12 protein-coding genes are annotated in these 16196 nt (G+C 70.1%); 6 read left to right on the top strand and 6 right to left on the bottom strand.

Translation table 11 applies throughout. The features are described from left to right. Positions 1 to 203: 203 nt before the first annotated feature. Positions 204 to 1325, bottom strand: a complete 1122-nt coding sequence (locus G9Q80_RS11455) for a KpsE/RkpR family capsule polysaccharide export protein (RefSeq protein WP_043147269.1) — start codon at positions 1323 to 1325, stop codon at positions 204 to 206. A gap of 410 nt (positions 1326 to 1735) precedes the next feature. Here G9Q80_RS11455 and G9Q80_RS11460 point away from each other — a divergent pair, with 410 nt between their 5' ends. The 3 genes from G9Q80_RS11460 (at position 1736) to G9Q80_RS11470 (ending at position 6181) form a co-directional block, all read left to right on the top strand. Further along, a complete protein-coding gene (locus G9Q80_RS11460; protein WP_082024844.1) occupies positions 1736 to 2563 on the top strand; it encodes an ABC transporter permease in 828 nt (275 codons plus the stop codon). A gap of 307 nt (positions 2564 to 2870) precedes the next feature. Then, positions 2871 to 5054, top strand: a complete 2184-nt coding sequence (locus G9Q80_RS11465; protein ID WP_168246474.1) for a glycosyltransferase — start codon at positions 2871 to 2873, stop codon at positions 5052 to 5054. After that, positions 5051 to 6181, top strand: coding sequence for a hypothetical protein (locus G9Q80_RS11470; protein WP_168246475.1), 1131 nt, complete (start codon positions 5051 to 5053; stop codon positions 6179 to 6181). Before G9Q80_RS11465 ends, G9Q80_RS11470 begins: the two co-directional genes overlap by 4 nt. A gap of 23 nt (positions 6182 to 6204) precedes the next feature. On the opposite strand, the gene G9Q80_RS11475 is transcribed toward G9Q80_RS11470, so the two are convergent. After that, the gene (locus G9Q80_RS11475; protein WP_043147260.1) at positions 6205 to 7194 is read right to left on the bottom strand and encodes a ParB/RepB/Spo0J family partition protein; all 990 of its coding nucleotides are present in this window, start codon (positions 7192 to 7194) and stop codon (positions 6205 to 6207) included. Positions 7195 to 7477: 283 nt separating this feature from the next. Further along, positions 7478 to 8854 (bottom strand): AAA family ATPase, encoded by a 1377-nt coding sequence (locus tag G9Q80_RS11480; RefSeq protein ID WP_168246476.1) that lies wholly within the window; start codon positions 8852 to 8854, stop codon positions 7478 to 7480. 482 nt (positions 8855 to 9336) lie between these two features. Between G9Q80_RS11480 and G9Q80_RS11485 the strand changes: the two genes are divergently transcribed. Further along, positions 9337 to 10353: a replication initiator protein A gene (locus G9Q80_RS11485; RefSeq protein WP_168246477.1), complete on the top strand. Its 1017-nt coding sequence runs from the start codon at positions 9337 to 9339 to the stop codon at positions 10351 to 10353. Between the two features lie 98 nt (positions 10354 to 10451). Here G9Q80_RS11485 and G9Q80_RS11490 read toward each other — a convergent pair whose 3' ends face one another. Beyond that, positions 10452 to 10880 (bottom strand): nuclear transport factor 2 family protein, encoded by a 429-nt coding sequence (locus G9Q80_RS11490; RefSeq protein ID WP_069211540.1) that lies wholly within the window; start codon positions 10878 to 10880, stop codon positions 10452 to 10454. A 465-nt stretch (positions 10881 to 11345) separates the two neighbouring features. Between G9Q80_RS11490 and G9Q80_RS11495 the strand changes: the two genes are divergently transcribed. Continuing rightward, on the top strand, positions 11346 to 12392 hold the full coding sequence (locus G9Q80_RS11495; RefSeq protein WP_168246478.1) for a DUF2793 domain-containing protein: 1047 nt from the start codon (positions 11346 to 11348) through the stop codon (positions 12390 to 12392). Between the two features lie 11 nt (positions 12393 to 12403). Beyond that, positions 12404 to 12691, top strand: a complete 288-nt coding sequence (locus G9Q80_RS11500; RefSeq protein WP_168246479.1) for a hypothetical protein — start codon at positions 12404 to 12406, stop codon at positions 12689 to 12691. A gap of 299 nt (positions 12692 to 12990) precedes the next feature. On the opposite strand, the gene G9Q80_RS11505 is transcribed toward G9Q80_RS11500, so the two are convergent. Both G9Q80_RS11505 and G9Q80_RS11510 read right to left on the bottom strand, forming a co-directional pair. Further along, positions 12991 to 14400 carry a mannose-1-phosphate guanylyltransferase/mannose-6-phosphate isomerase gene (locus G9Q80_RS11505; protein ID WP_167647046.1) on the bottom strand — a complete coding sequence of 470 codons (1410 nt, stop codon included), beginning with the start codon at positions 14398 to 14400 and terminating at the stop codon, positions 12991 to 12993. 30 nt (positions 14401 to 14430) lie between these two features. Further along, on the bottom strand, positions 14431 to 16194 hold the full coding sequence (locus tag G9Q80_RS11510) for an SGNH/GDSL hydrolase family protein (protein ID WP_168246480.1): 1764 nt from the start codon (positions 16192 to 16194) through the stop codon (positions 14431 to 14433). Positions 16195 to 16196: the final 2 nt, after the last annotated feature.

The raw sequence follows: 16196 nt of genomic DNA on the forward strand, positions 1-16196 counted from the left end.
AGCTTGATCCGAAAACCGGTTTCCACTTTTCGGGCTGCGCTCGGGGGCCCGCGCAGCTTGATCCGAAAACCGGTTTCCACTTTTCGGGCTGCGCTCGGGGGCCCGCGCAGCTTGATCCAAAAACCGGTTTCCGCTTTTCGGGCTGCGCTCGGGGGCGCGCCCCGGCTGGTCCGAAAAGCGCGTCACGGGCCCCGGACCGGGTCTCACCGCCGGTCCTTGAGCGCATAGACCACCAGCACCAGCGTCGACCAGACCAGGAAGATGAAGAGCGCCGCCAGCCCCAGCAGCACCGGCCGTTCCGGGTAGCGCGAGCTTTCCGCCAGCGTCGGCCGGACGTAGGCGGCCAGGTAGCGGCTCTGCCGGCGCGACTCGGCCTGGGCGGCGTCATAGGTGGCCAGCGCCGTGGTATAGCTTTTCTCGGCGAACTCGCGGTCCACCACCAGGCGTTCGTATTCGCCGAAGAGATTGGCATAGACATCCGCCCCGCCCTCGGCGCCGCCCGCAAGGCCCAGCTTGCGGCGCTCGGCCTCGATGCGGTCGCGGATCACCTCGATGCGGCGCTGCGCCTGGGTCACGCGCGGGTCGTCCTCGCGGGTCGAGGTGGCCAGGAGGTCGAACTCGATCAGCGCCTCGGCCAGCTGCGCCTCCAGCGTGCCCAGCAGCCCGGCCTGGGTCTGCAGGTCGACCGAGGGGTCGACCAGCTGGTTGGCGTTGCGGAATTTCGTCACCGCCTCGCGCGCGGTCTTGAGCCGGTCCAGCGCCTCGTTCAGATCCTCGCGGGCATAGCGGATCGCATCCTCGCGGGCGATGGCGGAGAGCGCGTTGATCATCTCCGAGGAATGTTCGAACAGCGTCTGCGCCAGCAGCTGCGCATCCTCGGCGGTAAAGGCCAGGGCGCGGACCTCGATCAGCCCGGCGCCGTCGTCGTAGTAGATCTTGACCATGCGGTTCCAGTGCTCGACCAGGTCCTCGATCGTGCCGTCGTTGTCAAAGGCGAAGACCGGGTCGCCCGTGGGTTTCGACCAGATCGCGCGCAGATCGATCTCGGCGTCGATGTCCTCGACCAGCTTCTGGCTCTGCAGGAATTCATAGAGGATGTCGGTGTCCGACGACGACGACCCCGAGATGCCGGGAATCCCCAGGAGCCCCTCGAGCGGCGAGCCCGCCTCCTCGGTGCGGACGGAAAAGGCCACGGTGGAGGCATATTGATCGGCGGCCTTGAGCCAGAGGTAGCCCGCCACCAGCAGCACCGGCAGCAACACGCCCAGCAGCAGGCTGAGCAGCACCGCGTAATGGCGCCGGCGCAGCCGCGCGCCCGAGGCCATGCGCGGGGCGCCCGATCCGGGCCCGGATCCCGGGCGGGGGGCGGGGCCAAGAGGCGTGCGACCCGGACTCGGATTCGGGCCGGGATTCGGGCCAGGATTCGGGCCTGCGGGCTTTCCTGCCGGTTTTCCGGGGGCGGAAACCTGCGGCCCCGCCGGCGCGGCACCGGAGGGCGGCCGCAGCGAGGCAACCTTGTCACCGCCGCCGGCGGCGGCGGGGGCGGGACCCTTGGGCGGGCGGGGCGGTGGTGTCTGGGTCACGGAAAGGTGCGGCTTTTCAAGTGGCTCCTGCTGTGTCCTTGCTACATAATGTGCGCGGCGGATGCCAGCCCGGACGCAGGGACGCGCGCCGGACCGCCCATGCCGCCGCCGACGGAGCAGAGCCGACCACCCCAGACCCGAGCAGAGATCCCGTGACCGACACCTCCCAGCCCCGGTTTCCCGGCCCCCAGCGCCCGCGCGTCCGCGCCGGCATCCCGCGCTTCGCCTCGCTGCGCACGATCACCGCGCTGATCCTGCGCGAGATGGCCACCTCCTACGGGCGCTCACCGGGCGGCTATGCCTGGGCGGTGCTGGAACCGGCGGCGGGCATCGCCCTGCTGACGGCGCTGTTCTCGGTCGGGTTCCGCTCGCCGCCGCTGGGGGTCAGTTTCGCGATGTTCTACGCGACCGGCATGCTGCCCTTTACCCTGTTCACCGACATCACCGGCAAGCTGGGGCAGTCGATGAACTACTCCAAGCAGCTGCTGGCCTACCCCAGGGTGACCTTCCTCGACACGATCCTGGCGCGCTTCGGGCTGAACCTGATGACCCAGTTCCTGGTCAGCTACCTGGTGATCGGCTCGATCCTGCTGATCTTCGACACGCGGGTGATGATGGACGGGCCGGTGATCGCGCGGGCCTATGCGCTGGCGGCGCTGCTGGCGCTGGGGGTGGGGACCTTCAACTGTTTCATGATGCTGCGCTTTCCGATCTACCAGCGGTTCTGGTCGATCCTGATGCGGCCGCTGTTCCTGCTGTCCTGTGTCTTCTTCCTCTTCGACACCATCCCCGAACCCTACAACAACTGGCTGTGGTACAACCCGCTGGTGCACCTGGTGGGGATGATGCGACACGGCTTCTATCCCAACTACGACGCCCCCTACGTGTCCGAGATCTACGTCGCGCTCTTCGGGCTGGTGGCACTGGTGCTGGGGCTGATGCTGCTCCGGCGCGACCACAAGACCGCGCTGGAGATGTGACACCCACGCCGCCCCCTTTGGCTCTGCGAGAGAGAGAGAGAGAGCCAAGGAAGGGGGCGCTGCCCCCCGCGCCTGCGGCGCTCCCCCCGAGGTATTTTTCAAACCAAAGAAGGGCAAAGCGCGCGCCCCGTCTTCTTTGGTTTCCCAAATACCTCGGGGGAGTCGACCGAAGGGAGACGGGGGCAGCGCCCCCTTCCTTGCCTGCCCGGCTGCGCGCAGGCCACTGTTTCGCGCGCGAAACGCCCCCGGGGATTGGCCCCCCGGGTGATCTGTGGTTGATGAGGGTTCAGCCTTCAGGGGGACCCTCGTGCTGCATCGCGTCCGGCGGCTCTTTGGTATCTACGCCGCCTATCACCTGCCCCAGGATGCGCCCTGCCCGCGCTGCGCACGCCTGCGGCTGCTGCCCGGCTTTGTCGCGGCGGGCGCCCGCGCCCTGCCCGATGCGCTCCGCTGGGCGCGGCATCGCGACCCGGCGGCGCGGGCGCGGGTCAAGCAGCTGCTCGACCTCTCCGGCCCGGCGCCGGTGGAACTGGACGGCACGCTGTTTCGCGCGCGAAACGATGCCCCGCCGCCCGAGGGGGCCGCTGTCACCCTGGTCATGCCGGTCTACAACGCCCTGGCCCTGACCCGCGAGGCGCTGCGGCGGGTGGCGGCGCATACGGAGATCCCCTGGCGGATCGTGATCGTCGACGATGCCTCGCCCGATCCCGACGTCCTGCCCGCCCTGCGCGACTGGGCCGGGCGCCAGGCCGGCGCGGAGCTGATCGAACTGCCGGAAAACCTCGGCTTCGTGGGCGCGGTGACCGCGGGGATGCAGGCGGCGCGGGCCTGGCCCGGCGACCCGGTCGTGCTGCTGAACACCGATGCCTTCCTGCCCGAAGGCTGGGCCGCGCGCCTGTTGCGCCCGATCTGGGAGGATGCGCGCGTGGGCTCGGTCACGCCCTTGTCGAACGATGCCGAGCTGGGCTCGGTCCCCGAACCGGGGCGCGCGAGAGAGATCGCCCCGGAGGTCGCCGAGGCGGTGGACCGCTACGCCGCCGCGCTGAACGGCGCCGCGCAGCGGGCCGCCCCCGCCGGCGTGGGCTTTTGCATGGCGCTCTCGCCCGCCGCGCTGGCGGAGGTGCCGGACTTCGACCCGGCCTTCGCCCCCGGCTACGGCGAAGAGGTCGACTGGTGCCAGAAGACCGCCCAGAAGGGGTTCACCCATCTCTACGTGCCGGATCTTTTCGTCGCCCACATGGGCGGGCAGAGCTTCGGTTCGGAGGCCAAGCGCGCGCTCATCGCCCGCAACAGCGCGCGGATCACCCGCCGCTACCCGCGGTTCGACGCCGAGGTGCACGGGTTCCTGCGCCGCGATCCCCTGGTCACCGCGCGCCTCGCGCTGGGGCTGGCCGAGGTGGAACAGACCCGGCGCGGCCCGCTGCCCGTCTATCTGGCGCACAGCATGGGCGGCGGTGCCGAGGTCGACCTGGAGCGCCGCATTGCCGGGGACCTTGACCGCATCGGCGCCGCCTTCGTGATCCGGGTGGGGGGCGTGTTCCGCTTTACGCTGGAACTGCACAGCCGCCGCCCAGACGGCAGCACCGGCATGACCTCGGGCGGCACCGCCAGCGCGCCGCTGATCGCCCAGCTGCTGGCGCCGGTCACGGCGCGGCAGATCATCTATGCCTGCGGCGTCGGCGATCCCGATCCGGTCACCCTGCCCGACCTGCTGCTGTCGCTGCGCACTCCCGGCGATGCGCTCGAGGTACTGGTGCATGATTATTTCCCGCTCTCGCCCACGCCCTCGTTGCTGGAGGCCGGCGAAACCTGGAAAGGCCTGCCCGACCCGCAGACCGCCAGCGCCCGCCATGCCACCCGCCGTCCCGATGGCGCCGGCGTGCCGCTGTCGCGCTGGCGGGCGGACTGGGGGCGGCTGGTCTATGCCGCCGACCGTGTCACCTGTTTCTCCGAGGCCTCGGCGCGGCTGATGGCCCAGGCCTATGCCGGCGCCCGGATCGAGGTGCACCCGCACGCGCTGCACGCCGATGTGCCCGCGATCCCGCGCCCCGACGGCCCGCCCGTGATCGGCGTGCTGGGCAGCCTCGCCCCGCACAAGGGCGCCGGCGTGGTGCAGCGGCTGAGCCGGGTGCTGACACCGCGCGATCCCGGCCTGGTGCTGCTGGGAGAGATCGACCCGGCCTACCGGCTCCACCGCCCGGCCCGCCACCACGGACGCTACGCGGTCGAGGATCTGCCGGCGCTGGTCGACCGCTACGGGATCACCTGCTGGTTCATCCCCTCGGTCTGGCCCGAGACCTTTTCCTTTACCACCCACGAGGCGCTGGCCAGCGGGCTGCCGGTCATGGTCTTCGACCTAGGCGCGCAGGGCGACGCGGTGCGCGCGGCGATGGCGCGGGGCGCGCCGGGCGCGCTGCTGCCGCTTGCGGCCGTCGAGGACACGGATGCGATCCTGGACGCGGCGACCCGGCTGAGCGGGGCAGGGGCATGAGCGGGACCCCGGCGATCGTCCTGCACCTGGGCGCGCCGCAGTGTGGCGCGCGTGCCCTGCAGCGCGCCCTGTCGACCACGCCCGAGCTGACCACGGGCGACAGCACCCGCCTGTCCTATGCCGCGCTGCGCCCGGGCAGCCAGGCGGTGCTCTCGGGCAAGGCGCTGCGCCGGGCGGCGGCGCGCGAGGTCTCGGGGCGGCTGGACTGGTCCGGCACCGAGGGGCCGCCGCTGGCCCCGCTTGACCGGCTGCGGCGCAGGCGGGGCGGCACGGTGCCGCTGGTCTCGAACCCGGACTGGATCGGTCATGCCGAGAGTTTCGCCGAGGCGCTGCCGGACTGGTTCAGGGAAGAGACCGGCGCGCCGACCGGGCTCTGCGCCCTGGTACGCCCGCCGCTGGACTGGCTGAACGCCGCCTACTGGGACTGGGGGATCTGGAGCGGGCGCGGCTTTGGCAGCTGGCTGGCGCAGATGGGCATGCCCTACACGCTGGGCGCCGCCCTGGCCCGCTGGGCCGCCCTGCCCGACACCCGGCTGGCGCTGGCCCTGGCCGAGGACGACCCGCTGCCGGCGGCAGAGGCGCTGCTGGGAACCGATCTGCCCCGGCCCGCGCAGGGCAGCCCGGGCGCGCTGCCGCCCGCCTTCCTGGGCTTCCTGATGCGCAACCGCCGCTACCGCGCCGATGCAGGGGACCGCACCGCCGAGGAGGTCTTTCGCCGCTGGTGCCATGTCGCGGGGGCCCCGCGCCCCTGGGCGGTGCTGCCGCGCCACCTGGGCCCGCTGCGCGCGGCCACCCGCGCCGACCTGGACCTGCTCTTGCCGCTGTTGCCCGAGGCGGTGCGCGCCGATCCCCGCTGGCAACTGTCCGAGGATGCCTATCACGCCGAGCTGATCCGCGGACGCAGCCCGCTCGACGACCCCGAGGAATTGGCCGCACTCTACCGTGCGCTGGTCCGGGGCGTGGGCGCGGCGGCAGAGACCGCGGGCAAACCGGTGCCGCCGCTGCAGCCGGTGCTGGCCACCCGCGCCTCGGCCCACAGCTGGGACGTGGCGCTGGCACGGGCGCTGGAACACCTCATCGCGCTGGACGCGGGGCTGCGCCGGCGGCGGCTGTCGCTGGGCCGGTAAGGCATGTTTCGCGCGCGAAACGCTCAGCCCTTGCGGCGGCGTTTCGCGATCCAGGCCTCGAGATCCTTCAGGAACCTCTCGTCCAGGTCCGCCCCGATCAGTGCCAGTTCGCGCGACGACCGCCGCACCACCGTCACCGGGGCAGGGGAGGGGGCCGGCGCGGGCGGTTTCGCCGGCGCCAGGGCGCGGCGCAACAGCGCCGCCTCCGCCTCGGGCGTGGCGGGGGTCTCGCGGCGCAGCAGGGCGGTCAGCTGACGCGCCAGGCCCGGGCTCTCCTCCAGCGCCTGCGCCAGCGCCAGTCCCTGGCGTTCACCAAGCGCGCGGGGAAAGCCCAGCTCTCCGTCCAGCGCCCGCACGATCGCGGTAAAACTCTTGATCTTGGACCGTTTCGCGCGCGACGCCGTGGCAAAGAGCCCGCGCAGCGCCTCGGTCTCATCGGGATAGGCCCCGGCCTCGACCGCGCGGGTGACGATCCGGGCACGCTCGTAATGGCTCAACCCGACGCGGATCTCGTTTTCCTCGATCATCGCCACATAGGCCTCGGCGCTTTCCGAGGGCCGCCGCAACAGCGCCAGCACCTTGCCGAAACGCGCCTCGCCGGTCTCGGCCTGCAGCCGCTCCAGCGCCAGGCAGCGCCGCCAGCCCGAGATCAGCCCGTAACGCGCCCCGTCCCGGTTGGGATAGAGATCGACCAGGTCGACCGGGCTCTGCTGGCCGCGGGCGCGGATGCTCTCGACCAGGGCGGCCATCTCTTCCTCGTCCACCGTCGGAATGCGGTCGCGCGAAAGATAGTCGCGCCGGATCTCGGAGAGGGAGACCGCGATCACCATGCGCCCCTCGGCGCGGTCACGGTCGCGCTGGCGGGCCAGTTCCTCGGCCGCGGCGGTGGCGCTGGCCTCGCGGGCGACATCGGCGATGGGCGCGCGGGAGGGGGCGCTGACGGCAGACTTGGTTTCCGGCGCCGGGTCCAGGAACATCGGGTTGGCGGGGGTCAGGCGTTTGCGCTTGGCCATGTCATGTCCTCCTTGGGTCGTCCCCAAGTCTGCGGTCCGGGGTTAAGACGATCTGAGCGCGGCGCGCGGTGGTCAGCCGGGCAGGGGTATTTGGACCAAGAAGAAACACAAAAGCGCCTGGCCCCGGCTTCTTCTTGGTCCAAATACCCCCGGGGGGCGCCGAAGGCGGGGGGCAGCGCCCCCCTGCCACGGTGGATGTTTCGCACGCGAAACAGGGAGACCCGATCCGCCAAGCGGCAGACCCTCCGCGGGCGAGTTCGGGGGGGGGAGCGGCGGAGCCGCTTCATTCGGCGGCCTGTGCGTTCGCGCGTTCGTCCCGCCGCCAGGCCCCGATCACCAGGCTTTTGACCGCCGCCCATGTGGCGTCGAAAGTCTCGCGCCCGCGGACATAGGTCTCGCGGTTGAAATCGCGGTAGTCGGCCTCGTAGATGCCCTGCACCTGTTCCCCCGCCTGGCCGATCAGCGCCGTGTAGCCCTGCCGGTGCGGTGACAGCGTGGTCCCGAGGTAGCTTTGCATCAGCGCCGCCAGTTCCGCCTGCTGGGCGCCGTCGTAGCGGGTGACCACCGCGCGCACCGCATCCCATTCGAAGGCAAGCCCTTCACGCCCCAGCGCCCGCGCGGCGATGTTCTCGGCCTCCTCGATGGAGCCGAAGGTGGAATGCAGCATGTCGAAGAAGCGCCCCGTCGAGTCGAATTCCAGGAAGGAGGCCCCCAGCGGCACCAGCAGGATGTCGGCGGCGGCCAGCCCGTTGATCGTCAGGTAACCGAGCGCCGGCGGCGTATCGATGAAGACGAGGTCGTAGGCGTCGAGAATGCCGTCCTCTTCGAGGCTTTCGGTGAGCGCGTCCCAGAGCCGCCAGCCGCGCGCCGCCATGCGCCAGACCGGGATCTGGAACTCGGCCCAGTAGAGGTTCAGCTGGGCGCCGATCAGGTCGATGTTGGGCCAGTGGGTTTCCTGGATCAGCCCCTGGGCCGTGGTGTCCAGCGCCTCGGAGAGCGTGTCGTCCAGCGGCTGCGGCGCCTCGCCCCGCGCGGCGCGGGCCTGGTTGTCGCCCTGCAGGTGGCGGGCGTAATGGCGCGCCAGCAGGGGAAAGACCGTCTGCCATTCATCCTCGACCTTGCCGCCGAAGATCGATGTCATGGAGCCCTGGCTGTCGAGGTCGATCACCAGCACCTTGTAGCCATCGAGCGCGGCGCTCATGGCGAGATGGGCGGCGGTCGAGGTCTTGCCGACCCCGCCCTTGAAGTTCGCCACCGCCAGCATCTTGGCGGGCAGGCCCCCGGGGCGGTAGGGGCGGTAATCCTTGGCCTTGGATCCCTTGGCGCCGAAATGCGCGCGCAGTTTCAGCACCTCGTCGAGGGTGAACCACTTGGCGCCGCCCTGGGTTTCCGAGCGGCCCTGCGGCAGGTCCGGGTTCTCCTTCAGCACGCGGCGGAAATGGCCGGTGGCGACGGGGATCAGGTAGCGGGTGATTTCCCAGGTCGAGAACAGCCGCAGGCTGCGCTTGCCGTTCTCCTCGAGGCCGCGGCTTTCCAGGTCCTGCCGTCCGGCGGCGCAGGCGCTGGCGATGCGGGCGAAATCGGCGGTGCCGGCGGGAGCGTCGAGCTGCGTCGCCGCAAGCTCGGGGTCGATGCCGACATAGGGCGGAAGCGTGCTCATGCGGGGGCTCTCACGGCAGTGCTCTCATGGGGTGGTCCTGTCCTGTGTCCCGGGGGCGGGAGGGCTCGAAACGGCGCGATGTGCGCTCTTTTTCTCAGGATACGACAAAACCGCGCACATGGGAAGGAAATGCGCACATGGGCGGGGATTTTGTGGGGGAACCGGAGGGATGTGGCAAATCTGGCCCAATCTGATGTGTTAATTCAAGGTTATAGAATCCGTTAAGGCGGGAATTTTCGCTGCAACCCCCCGAAATTGCAGGCCTTGTCGGAGGAGGGCGACTCTGATCCCACGTTCGGGCGACTCTGATCCCCCGAGGAGGCGACTCTGCTCCCCCGAAAGCGCGGCGGTTTTCCCGGGGTTTTTCGGCCGGGCCGGTGGACGGGTCTTGTGGATAACTTTAGGCTGGGTGTCACTGAACCCCCGAAAGCGATTCCGGACCAAACCGGGACGCCAGAGGCCCGGGGGGCGGCGAGGGCAAGATGAGCAGCACGACCGGGGGGCTTTTGCCCGACCGTCATCCGACCGGGGATTTCTTTGTCTGCGACATCTTCGATGCCGCGCCCAAGGATGACATGGCCTCGATGGAACATCCGATCTTTTCGCTTTCGACGCGGCCGGACACGCGGGTGCTGCGCTATGACCACAACGGCATGAGCGTCGAGGTCACGCCCTCGGTCCGGGGCCGGGCGACGATCCACGACAAGGACATCCTGATCTACTGCATCTCGCAGTTGATGGCGGCGGTGAACGCCGGGCGCGAGGTCTCGCGGCAGTTGACGCTGCGCGCCCATGACCTGCTGGTGGCGACCAACCGCGACACCTCGGGCGATGCCTATGCGCGGCTGAAGGAGGCCTTTGAACGGCTGGCGGGCACGCGGATCACCACCAATATCGCCACGGGGGGCGAGGAGACGACGCGCGGTTTCGGCCTGATCGAGGCCTGGGAGATCGTGCGCAAGACCCGCGGCGGGCGCATGGTCTCGGTCCGGGTGACGCTGTCGGACTGGCTCTATCGCGCGGTGCTGTCGAAATCGGTGCTGACGCTGAGCCGGGATTATTTCCGGCTGCGCAAACCGCTGGAGCGGCGGATCTACGAGCTGGCGCGCAAGCATTGCGGGCGGCAGAAGAGCTGGCGGGTGAGCGTGGCGGTGCTGCACAAGAAGGCCGGCAGTGCGGCGCCGGTGCGGGTGTTCCGGGCGGCGCTGCGCAAGATGGTGGGGGAGGATCACCTGCCGGATTACGCGCTGGAGGAGGTCGAGGGCGACATGGTGGTCTTCAGCCGCCGCGACGGGGTGGTCGAGGAGGCGGGGCCGGGGATCGGCCTGCCGCCGCTCCTGCCTGAAACGCTGGAGGCGGCGCGGGCCTTGCGCCCGGGCGTGGATGTCTACGCGCTGGAGGCCGACTGGCGCGCCTGGTGGGCGCGCACGGGGAAGGCGCCGGTGCGGAACGCGGACAAGGCGTTTTTGGGGTTCGTCGCCGGTTCAGGCAAAGCCTGACAAACTCTCCGGGGGAGAGTTTGAGGCGACGAAGGGCGGAGCCCCGGGGGGGGAGTGCCTGCGGTTTTGTCAGCTTTTGCGACGAGAACCACTTCGGGTTAGCGACTATCAGTCGGGTAGGCGGTACCTTCATCCTGCGAGCTTGCAGCGACTGATGCATGCCTGTGGACCCATTTCCATCCAGTATCGGTTCTGACGAGTGAAACCGTCCAACGCACCGGCACCGTAAGCGTTGCGCCCTCAACCGTCAGGTGAATGTTCAGCGTGATTGCCACGGTCGCTGCGTCGCCATGAATTGCAACGTGTTTCCAGCCCCATTCGAAGCTGTTGGCCGTTGCATCACCAAAGTTCCGTTCAAAAACCGATGACACTTCGCTTCGGCCCGAACAAAGTTCATCACCGCCCGTTCCGATCAGCGAAATTTCCTCGCCATCGACAAAGACCGCCATTAGCCGATCAATATCCTTCGCGCAGTAGGCGTCAGCGTATTCGTCCAATGTTGCGAGAACGACTTCCTGGTCTGTCATTTCGCATCTCCATGATGCCTGTTCCGTTGCGAGTATAGCACAATCGCGGCGCGATCACTGTGGGCTCGGAATTGGCCGCGTCTGGCCTTCACGGAATTGCCAAGGCTCATGCGTTTCCGTCCTTGCCAAAAACGATCGTTTCCTGCGCCGCCAATCGACCATCACGGCGGGGAGACCCCCGCCCTACGCCCCCCAGGTGACACATCCGCCGCCCCCGGCTAGCCTCGGCCCGTCGACAGGGGAGGGGCGGCGATGCTGGGCGCGGCGGTCATGGTGCTGATCACCGGCTACGCGGCGGAGGCGCTGGAGGACCTGGCCGGGGAGCTGCGGGCGGCCGGGATCGCGGGCCGGGCGTTACCGGCTGCATCACATGGCGGCGGCAGAGGGGCACCGTACGCTCCCCTAAAAACCCGTTAACCCTGCCGGTCTAGTTCTCCCCTCCGGTGCTTCGAGGAGGGTTGTCCCATGTCCGATGTCTCGGCGGTTCTCACGCTGCCTTACCTGCTGCCGTCGCAGGCGCAGAAACATGTCACCCATAACGAGGCGCTGCGGCGGCTGGACGTGGCGGTGCAGCTGGCGGTGATCGCCCGCGATGTGACCGCCCCGCCGGCCAGCCCGGCGCAGGGCGACCGTTACCTGGTGCCTGCCGGGGCCAGTGGGGACTGGGCCGGTCACGCGGATGAGATCGCTGTATACGACCTGAATACATGGATCTTCCAGGCGCCGGTGGCGGGCTGGGTCGCGCGGGTGCTGGGCGAGGATGCGCAGATCCGCTTCGACGGCACGGCCTGGCAGGACGGGGCCGGGGCGCTGCAGGTCGAGACGCTGGGCGTGAACGGCGCGGCGGATGTGACCAACCGGCTGTGCAGCGTGGCGCCGGCCACCCTGCTGACCCATGACGGCGCGGGCCACCAGCTGAAGGTGAACAAGGCCGCCGCCGGGGACACCGCCAGCCTGCTGTTCCAGACCGGATGGTCGGGCCGGGCCGAGATGGGCACCACGGGCACCGATGATTTCGCGATCAAGGTCAGCGCCGATGGCGCCGCCTGGATCACGGCGCTGGGGTTTGACGGAGCCAGCGGCACGGTGTCGGGCGCGGCGCTGCAGGACAGCCCCACCGACACCGGCGCGGGGAAACTGGCGCGGGCGGAGTACGCCTATGGGCCGGGGAACCTGCTGGGGACGGTCAGCGAGACCGGCGGCACGCCCACCGGCGCGGTGCTGGAGAGCGGGTCAAACGCCAACGGGCATTACCTGCGGCTGGCGGATGGCACGCAGATCTGCTGGCAGCAGATGACCTCGAGCGCAGCGGGCCAAACGCTCTGGAGCTTTCCAGCCGGTTTCCTGGGCGGGACGGTGCCCGTCGTGCAGGCCACGGGCCAGGTGCAGACGGCGCATTTCGCCAGTGTGGGGGCGCCTGTCGCGACGGGGGTGAATTTCTCGGTCTGGGGGCTGTCGGGGGCGCGGGTGGCCTATGCCACCGGGCTGGTGGCCTTTGGACGCTGGGCCTGAGGAGGAAAGCCATGACCAAGCTGACGATCGTATTCGCCCCGGTGCGCCGGGAGGGGGAGCTGGTGCTGGAGCGGCAGGGGAACAGCCTGATCGCGGGGGGCGAGACCTATGACCTTGCAGCGCTGGCCGCCGAGGAGAGCGACAGCCCCGGCGAGGGCTGGGTGCAATCGGTGCGCCTGACGGAAGAGGGGCTGGAGACCACGGTGCTGCTGCCGCACGGGGCGGAAGCGTCCGAGGCGGTGCGCTTTCCGCGGCCGGTTGTGGTGGAGGTGGACGGTCCGGTGCCGGTGCCCGGATGAGCGCCGGTACGGGTGCAGCCTGACGATCTCTCCGGTGGAGAGATCGCGCCACGAACGGGCGGAAGACGGGGTGGCGGAAGACGGGGCAGGGCGTCCGAACAGCGTGCAAGCCGGGCAAGCGGCGGAGCGGGGGATGCCGCGCCGTCGCCGGAACGGGTGCGGTTTGTCGGGACACATCCGAAGGACCTCAGAGGTATGCGAAGGCGTCACCAGAGCGGCAGACCGCGGGAGGGTCCGCCGCTTGCCCGGCGCCCTGCAGGCTTGATGCCGGGCTTGGGAAAGGGGATTGACCGGGCGCCTCAACTCCGCGCGTAGACGTCCTCGTAGCGGATGATGTCGTCCTCGCCGAGATAGCTGCCCGTCTGCACCTCGATCAGCACCATCGGCACCTTGCCGGGGTTCTCCATCCGGTGCACCGCGCCCAGCGGGATGTAGACCGACTGGTTTTCCGTCACCAGCTTGACGGTCTCGTCCACCGTCACCTTGGCCGTCCCCTGCACCACGATCCAGTGTTCCGACCGGTGGTGATGCGATTGCAGCGAGAGCGAGGCGCCGGGGTGGACGTGGATGCGTTTCACCTGGAACCGCTCGCCGATCACCAGGCTTTCGAACCAGCCCCAGGGGCGGTGATCGACCGGGAAGGCGGTGGCCTGCTTGGCGCCGCGCTCCTTGAGGACCTTGACCGCCTGCTTGACGTTCTGCGCCTGGCTCATGTCGGCCACCATGACCGCGTCGCGCATGGCCACGGCGACCACGTTCTTGAGCCCGATGCCGATCAGTTCCTGGTCGGCGGCCTCGGCGCGCAGGAGCGAGCCTTCGCAGTCGAGCGCGGTGGCATGGTCGGAGACCGCGTTGCCGTCCTCGTCGCGGTCCGATTCCAGCCAGACCGATTCCCAGCCGCCCAGGTCGGTCCAGTGGCCGTCGAACCGCACCGCCGAGAGGTTGGGCGCCTTTTCCATCACCGCGTAGTCGATCGACTGGTCCTCGACCTGGGCCCAGAGTTCCGGGTCGATGCGGGTAAAGCCCAGGTCGCCCTGCGCCGCCTGCATGGCCGCGGCGACCTGGTCGAGGATCGCGGGGGCATGGGTGCGGAAGGCCTCGACCAGCACCGAGGCCCGGGCCAGGAAGACGCCCGCGTTCCAGAGGTAGCGCCCGTCGGAGAACAGCTTTTCGGCGGTCTCGGCATCGGGCTTCTCGATGAAGCGTTCCAGTTTCGACACGCCGTCCTGCTCGGCGCCGGTTTCCAGCCAGCCGTACCCGGTCTCGGCACGGGTGGGCGCGATGCCGAAGGTGACGATCTGGCCCGCCTCGGCGGCGGAGGCGCCGGCCAGCACCGCGTCACGGAACAGCCCGGGCTGCGAGATGGCGTGATCCGAGGGCACCAGCAGGATCATCGCATCCGCGTCCTGCGCCAGGGCGAACAGCGCGGCCGCGGCGGCGGCGGGCGCGGTGTTGCGGCCTTCGGGTTCGATCAGGATGCCCGCGGGGTCCAGCCCGATCTCGTCCAGCTGCTCGGTCACGATGAAGCGGAAGGGATCCCCGGTGACCACCAGCGGCGCCGCGAACCCCTCGCCGGTAAAGCGCCGGGCCGAGGCCTGGAACAGGCTTTCCTCGCCCACCACGTCGGCGAACTGCTTGGGGTAGGACTTGCGCGAGAGGGGCCAGAGACGGGTGCCGGACCCGCCACAGAGAAGAACCGGGAAGATCATTGAATCAATATCCTTCGAGTTGGAGCAAAATCATCGGGCCGCCCCCTTGCGCGGCTCTTCGCACAAAAGCGCCACCAGCCCGGCGGGCCGCGGATCGGAGGGGGGATCGCCTTGGTGATACATGGTCTGGATGATCAGCTTGTCGGGCGGGGTATCGTGACGGGTGTCGGTGTCTATCTGCACCACCCCGCCGGGTATCTCAACCCCGCCGCCGCCCTGGCCCAGCACCAGCTGGCGCAATTGCTGCGGCGGGTGGCCGGGACCGTGCGGAACCTGCGTCACGTAGCACCCCAGCAGGGTTTTCCCGGCCGATAGCCGGATCACCGGGCCGCTGCCCGAGGTCACGAGGATCGCCGCCAGCGCCCGGCCCGGGGTCTCGATGGGCAGGGTTTCGCCGAAAGGGGCAAAGGCGCAGTCCATCCCGGCCAGGGCAAAGCTGTCGGGACGGGAGGCGGGCGCGCGCAGGCAGAGGTCCAGCGCGTCGAAATGCGCCGCGCGGTCCCGGGGCGGGCGCGGCACCGGGGCGGTTTCCAGCGCCACCAGCGCCGCCTCGGCCAGCCGCCGGGGCAGGGGGGTCGTCGTGTCGTGGACCGCGTTGCGCGCATACCAGGCGTCGAGGTCCCCGGGCGGGCCGCGCTCCAGCACCCGGATCAGCGCGCCGTCATCCAGCACCGTGACGCCGTAATCGGCGAAAAGCGCGCGCAGCCGGGTGACATAGCTGTCGTCCCGCGCCATGCCCGCCTGCATCCGTGTCCGTGTCAGCAGCGCCACGAAGGGCCTTCCCTGCCGTGCACAGAGCTGCAACAGCCATTCGACGTGGTGGATCAGGCTGTCCAGGTCCTGGCCGCCGGTCAGGTGGGTGTACTCGTTGATCCCCTGTTCCCAGATCACCGGCGCCCCGGGCCAGTCATCGCCCTGCTCCAGCAGCCGGTAGAGCGCCGTGGCCGTGGTGCCCGCCGCCCCCGAGAGGGTCTGCCCCGCGACCTGCCGGGCATGGTCGCGCCGCAGCACATGGCCCCAGCCTTCGGGCACCAGCGCATTGGCGCCGCCCATCAGCAGGACGGGGGGCGGGGCCGCGGGCCCCGCGTCGGGGTGGGGGGCGGCCACCGGGCGGGCGCGCAGGGTCGGGCGGCATTGCGCCATCAGGGGGTCGGGGATGTCGAGCAGCCGGAAGAACCCCATTTCCGCCACCGCGCCGCGGGGAAACTCCTCTTCGAAGGACCAGGCCGCCAGGCGCCCGCGCCCCTGCAGGGCAAAGGTGATCTCGTCGCGCAGGCCGGCCCAGTCGGGCCGGGGGTCGAACTGCGCCAGGTAGCTGTCGAGATCGCCCGCGAAACCGCCCCGGTTCACCGCCTGCCGGTGCAGGTTCTCCAGCCAGGCCCCGGGGTCCCGCTCGAAGAGGGCCAGCACCGGGTCGAACCCGGCCAGTTCCGCCATCAGCACGTCGAGGATCGGGCAGAGGCCGGGATAGATCTCGGTCTCGAGGTGGCCCTCCTCGGCGTGTCCCAGCGGCGGGCCCAGCAGGTCTTCCTCGCTCAGGCAGACCTGCGGGGCCGGTTCCCTGGCAAGCGCCCCGGCCAGCGCGCGGGCGGCCTCGGCCAGGGCCGCCCGTCCCCCCGACCGCCCCCGCGCCGTGGCCAGCGCCGCCGCGCGCAGCGGGACGACCTGCGGGTGGTCGGGGCCGTAAAGCGCCAGCTGCGGCGCCAGGGTCTCGGCGTGATCCTCCAGCCATTGCCGGATCAGCCCGGCCCCGGCCTGGTGATAGCCCGCCTGCAGGATCAGCCGCTCTGCCATCG

The sequence above is a fragment of the Mameliella sp. LZ-28 genome (genome assembly GCF_012274245.1).
Taxonomy (GTDB): Bacteria; Pseudomonadota; Alphaproteobacteria; order Rhodobacterales; family Rhodobacteraceae; genus Antarctobacter; species Antarctobacter albus.

Coding starts and splice junctions, on each gene's coding strand:
- G9Q80_RS11455 (WP_043147269.1), bottom strand. CDS start 1,325: ATGGCCTCGGGCGCGCGGCTGCGCCGGCGCCATTACGCGGTGCTGCTC.
- G9Q80_RS11470 (WP_168246475.1), top strand. CDS start 5,051: ATGAGCGGGACCCCGGCGATCGTCCTGCACCTGGGCGCGCCGCAGTGT.
- G9Q80_RS11475 (WP_043147260.1), bottom strand. CDS start 7,194: ATGGCCAAGCGCAAACGCCTGACCCCCGCCAACCCGATGTTCCTGGAC.
- G9Q80_RS11480 (WP_168246476.1), bottom strand. CDS start 8,854: ATGAGCACGCTTCCGCCCTATGTCGGCATCGACCCCGAGCTTGCGGCG.
- G9Q80_RS11485 (WP_168246477.1), top strand. CDS start 9,337: ATGAGCAGCACGACCGGGGGGCTTTTGCCCGACCGTCATCCGACCGGG.
- G9Q80_RS11490 (WP_069211540.1), bottom strand. CDS start 10,880: ATGACAGACCAGGAAGTCGTTCTCGCAACATTGGACGAATACGCTGAC.
- G9Q80_RS11495 (WP_168246478.1), top strand. CDS start 11,346: ATGTCCGATGTCTCGGCGGTTCTCACGCTGCCTTACCTGCTGCCGTCG.
- G9Q80_RS11500 (WP_168246479.1), top strand. CDS start 12,404: ATGACCAAGCTGACGATCGTATTCGCCCCGGTGCGCCGGGAGGGGGAG.
- G9Q80_RS11505 (WP_167647046.1), bottom strand. CDS start 14,400: ATGATCTTCCCGGTTCTTCTCTGTGGCGGGTCCGGCACCCGTCTCTGG.
- G9Q80_RS11510 (WP_168246480.1), bottom strand. CDS start 16,194: ATGGCAGAGCGGCTGATCCTGCAGGCGGGCTATCACCAGGCCGGGGCC.